Origin of the sequence: Moraxella boevrei DSM 14165, from assembly GCF_000379845.1 — a bacterium.
Taxonomy (GTDB): Bacteria; Pseudomonadota; Gammaproteobacteria; order Pseudomonadales; family Moraxellaceae; genus Faucicola; species Faucicola boevrei.
Window position 1 is genome coordinate 1 of the sequence record NZ_KB903799.1, and the last position, 4,133, is coordinate 4,133.

Consider the following 4,133-nt stretch of genomic DNA (forward strand, 5'->3'; position numbering starts at 1 on the left):
GACCCAAGCTACGCCAAACAAATGGTTACGCTGACCTATCCGCACATCGGCAACACAGGCTGTAACGAAGAAGACACTGAGTCTGGACGCATTCACAAAGTATGGGCAAGCGGTCTGATTATTCGTGATTTGCCACTGCTTCATAGTAATTTTAGAAGCCAGATGTCGCTGTCTGAATACCTTATCAAGCACAATGTCGTGGCGATTGGCGATATTGACACTCGTAAACTGACCCGTATTCTGCGTGAAAAAGGGGCTCAAAACGGGGCAATCGTTGTGGGCGATGACGTGGAGCGCGCCTTAGAAAGAGCATTGGAACTTGCCAAAACCTGCCTTGATATGGGGCTTTATATTTCGTTTTCTGGCATTGTCAGTTTTAAAAAGTCGGTGGAACTACAAGAAGTTGCCAAAAAATTACCCCTTGACCGAATTTTAATAGAGACCGACAGCCCCTATCTTGCCCCTGTGCCAAAACGTGGGCAGGATAATGAGCCGTCTTTTGTGCCATACGTGGCAAAGGCTTTGGGCGATATTTTTAGCAAATCGGCGGAGGAGATTGGGGTGATGACAAGTGCTAATTTTGATAATTTGTTAAATCAATATGGTTAATTTTGGTTAAATTGATGAGTTTATAATCCCAAAATACTTACCCTGCACCAATCTAAATACTGTCAAAATAAGCAAGGCAATCAGGGCAATGTTGGCAAAAACAAACATTATCACACCCAAAGACGATAATACATTGTGCTGATACAGGGCGATGCCAACGCTTGCCATTGATGCTAAGCCAAACGAAAAGCTCCACAAACTTGCCCCAACCCCTGCCTTCAACACCCAAGTAAATAACCTTGCCAAAAACAGCAGTTGCAAAATGCCATAACCAATCAGCATTCTGGCGACCATATCCACCTGCCCTGTCGTGGCGATATAGGCATTTGCCCCCACAAAGGCAGGGGCTAAAATGATACCAAAAGTAGCTCGCAGTTTGGTGGGGATTTCTTGGGTGCGAAGATGTTGCAGTAGCACAGGCTCAAACATCAGCCAAGCAAGCAATCCTGCCCCAAAAAACAGCATTGCCCAGTCATTTAGCCCAAGCAAACTTAATGCACCAGCACTGGTAAAATTGCTGGCAACGGCTGGCAAATAAAACGGTGGTAGGGTGGATTGTTGCTTAAATTCCTCGCCTTGCCAAAGCGTGGCAATCCGCCAAACACCGTATAATAACTGCAAACCCACAAACAGATAAATCAGCGATTTGCCCAAAAATTCATAATGCCAAACGGTCAAAATCTCGCCGACAATCATACCACTAACAAAAATCAGCACCACAAAGGCAAAGCGAACAGGGCAATGCAGCTCATCAAGCCAATGTCTGCGATGATAGAGGGCTTTGTGTAGGTACAATCCCAAAAACAACAGCCAACACCCAATCGCCAATATGCCAAGTGTTTGACTGATCATATCGCCAAAGGCAAATGTTTTGTTTGTGTGGTGCCAAGCCAAAGCAAATGCCCCAAGCCCAAGTGGCATAGCGAAAAATGACGCTGGCAGGGGCGTTTTTCCCAAAAATATCTGCTTGTCGGTGTTCATTGTGCAAACTTTTAAGAGATTGTATGTTGATTATTGCGTTAAAATTTTAAATGCCAAAACCGCCTTTTGCCCGTATCACAAAAGACGGTTTGAATGCCAATTTAGGGTTTTAAGGTCAATTCAAACAGGCAATCACGCCCCCATTTTCTTGACCGTCTCTTTGGTTGTCCATAGGTCATTAGCAATTAGACGGAAGTTTACCAGAGCTGCCAAATAACCATCACCTTCTGGAATACGAGGTCCTGCGGTGGCATCTTTGACCACAGTAACTTCAAAGCCTTGTTCTACAAGCTCACGCAAGTGCGATTCAATGCACAAGTTGGCTGCCATACCCGCCAAAATCACTTGGTCAATTTTGCGTTTTCTAAGCTGTAACACCACATCGCTGGTTTCAGGGCCAAAGATTTTGTGCGGTGAGCAAATGGTGGTTTTGCCGTCAAAAATATAAGGCTTATAGCGTTCCACAAAGTCCGCTCCAGAGCCTTTAAAGCCGTCCATACTGTATGCACTTTTGCGAGCGAACATATTGGTTTTGTGCATAAAGTTTTCGCCTGGTGCCATAAACTCCCATTGGTGGTCAGTTGGGTAATAGTAGTGGGGCGAGACGATGACAGGCATATCCACTTTTTTGGCGGCTTTAAACAGGCTTTCAATGTTTTCAACGGTGTTGTTTTCAATGATACTGTCTTTTAGCACGCCCCACATTACCCCATTTGGGCTCAAAAAGTCGTTTTGTGGGTCCACCACCACCAACGCCACTCGTTTTGGGTCAATTTTCATACCAGGGCGTTCAAGTCCGTACTCGTCAGGTTCGGCATAGGGGCTTTTGGTAACGGTTTTGCTTGCTTTGGGAGCGGCGTGGGCAAGGCTACCAAGCCCCATTGCTCCAAGCACGCCTGCACTCATTGCGATTTTGGCGACACTACGGCGAGTGGTATCAATGGTTTCTTGTTCGTTGATGATTTGTTCTGACATAATTGCACCTTTTAAATTGCACCTTTAACATTGTTATTTAAAATCAATCATTTGATAATCTGCCTTATCAAACTTGGTGCTTATTATAGGATTATTTTTCCTTATCAATTTAACCAATCGCATTGATAATTTAACCAAAATCTTATTTTGTTGTTGTGTATCGTACTTTTTGTTAGAATAATTCTTATTGATGAAAAAATCTATCTATGGACGCTTTAACCCATTTATTTACCCAATTTTCCTTTCGCACCGAGCTGTTTTTTGTGGGGCTATTGTGCCGTATGGGGCAGTTTGATGAGCCAAATAAGGGCTATTTGCACTTTATTTATCAAGGCAGTTGCCGTTTAATTCAAAAAGGACAGCCGCCGATGGTCATTGACCGCCCTTGTGTGCTGTTTTCGCCCGCTGGCTGTTTGCACCGTGTCGAGCCTACCAGCGATGATTTGCAGGTGTTTTGTGTCAGTTTTGATTTTGGGCAAGACATTCAAAATCCGCTCATTTATGATTTGACGCAGATTGCCATTTTGTTTTTGGACGATATGCCCCATTTGATGACGGTGGCGCAGCAGATTTTTAAAGAAAGCCAGTCGCCCAAATGCGGTCATCAGGCACTCATGTCGTATTTGTGTGGTTATGTGTTGATTTTGGTGGTGCGAGAATGCTTAGAAAAGGGGCTTATTAAAGTGGGGCTATTAAGGGGTTTGACCGATACCGCCCTTACTCCGCTGTTGCTGGACATTCATCAAAATCCTGCCCACGCTTGGGATTTGCAAACGATGGCGGATAAGGTCTTTATGTCCAAAGCCAAATTTGGCAACTATTTTAAGGAAGTGATGGGGGTGTCGCCCAGTGATTATTTGACCACTTGGCGGATTAGCCTTGCCCAAATGCTTTTAAAAAAGGGCTTGCCTGTGGCGGTGGTTGCCCAAAGGGTGGGCTACAGTCATAATGCTTCTTTGACACGAGCCTTTGTCAAGGAAATTGGCAAAACACCAAGTGAGTGGCTTGGCGAAAATTTTGATAAAAAATGGTAGAAAAAAGCTGTTTTTTTGTATATAATAACCAAAATCTACGACAAGCGAGTGATTATGAAAATACAACTTTACTTTTGCCCCTTATTTGAGCAAAGTTGAGTTTATTTTTAATCATTCGCTTTTTTTTGTGTCTAGGGCGTGCCTGCCCTTTATAACACAATTTAAAATTTACAAATTTCGTAGAAATAAAATGATGTTTTTGCATGAAAAATGGCTAAATCTTATTTTTCATTGCAAATACAAAAGGCAGGCACGCCCTAAATTTTAGATTATGGCAGTTTTGCCAAAAAATTTTGTCTAAAATTTGCCAACAATAACATTTCTTATAATATTTATCATCTATTTAGCGGAGCGTGTCATGACCAAAAAAGCCATTTTAGCCCTACAAGACGGTACAATTTTTCACGGTGTTAGCATTGGGGCGGACGGTGAGACGGTCGGTGAAGTCGTCTTTAACACCGCCATGACAGGCTACCAAGAGATTCTCACCGACCCAAGCTACGCCAAACAAATGGTTACGCTGACCTATCCGCA

The 4,133-nt window shown here is 43.5% G+C and carries 5 protein-coding genes; 3 read left to right on the top strand and 2 right to left on the bottom strand.

Annotation, left to right across the window (positions count from 1 at the left end; translation table 11 throughout):
* On the top strand, positions 1-609 hold a 609-nt coding region (locus A3G3_RS14320), incomplete at its 5' end, for a TatD family hydrolase (RefSeq protein WP_040631647.1).
* 6 nt (positions 610-615) lie between these two features.
* Here A3G3_RS14320 and A3G3_RS0108855 read toward each other — a convergent pair.
* Together A3G3_RS0108855 and A3G3_RS0108860 are read right to left on the bottom strand one after the other, a co-directional pair.
* The gene (locus A3G3_RS0108855) at positions 616-1,590 is read right to left on the bottom strand and encodes an SLAC1 family transporter (protein WP_026212949.1); all 975 of its coding nucleotides are present in this window, start codon (positions 1,588-1,590) and stop codon (positions 616-618) included.
* Between the two features lie 132 nt (positions 1,591-1,722).
* On the bottom strand, positions 1,723-2,565 hold the full coding sequence (locus A3G3_RS0108860) for a cysteine hydrolase family protein (RefSeq protein ID WP_019520176.1): 843 nt from the start codon (positions 2,563-2,565) through the stop codon (positions 1,723-1,725).
* A gap of 206 nt (positions 2,566-2,771) precedes the next feature.
* Between A3G3_RS0108860 and A3G3_RS0108865 the strand changes: the two genes are divergently transcribed.
* Together A3G3_RS0108865 and A3G3_RS14325 are read left to right on the top strand one after the other, a co-directional pair.
* A complete protein-coding gene (locus A3G3_RS0108865; RefSeq protein WP_019520177.1) occupies positions 2,772-3,599 on the top strand; it encodes a helix-turn-helix transcriptional regulator in 828 nt (275 codons plus the stop codon).
* 358 nt (positions 3,600-3,957) lie between these two features.
* On the top strand, positions 3,958-4,133 hold a 176-nt coding region (locus A3G3_RS14325), incomplete at its 3' end, for a carbamoyl-phosphate synthase domain-containing protein (protein ID WP_323806854.1).

Bases quoted from the DNA above. Each gene is read 5' to 3' on its own strand.
- A3G3_RS0108865 (WP_019520177.1), top strand. From the start codon at position 2,772: ATGGACGCTTTAACCCATTTATTTACCCAATTTTCCTTTCGCACCGAG.
- A3G3_RS0108860 (WP_019520176.1), bottom strand. From the start codon at position 2,565: ATGTCAGAACAAATCATCAACGAACAAGAAACCATTGATACCACTCGC.
- A3G3_RS0108855 (WP_026212949.1), bottom strand. From the start codon at position 1,590: ATGAACACCGACAAGCAGATATTTTTGGGAAAAACGCCCCTGCCAGCG.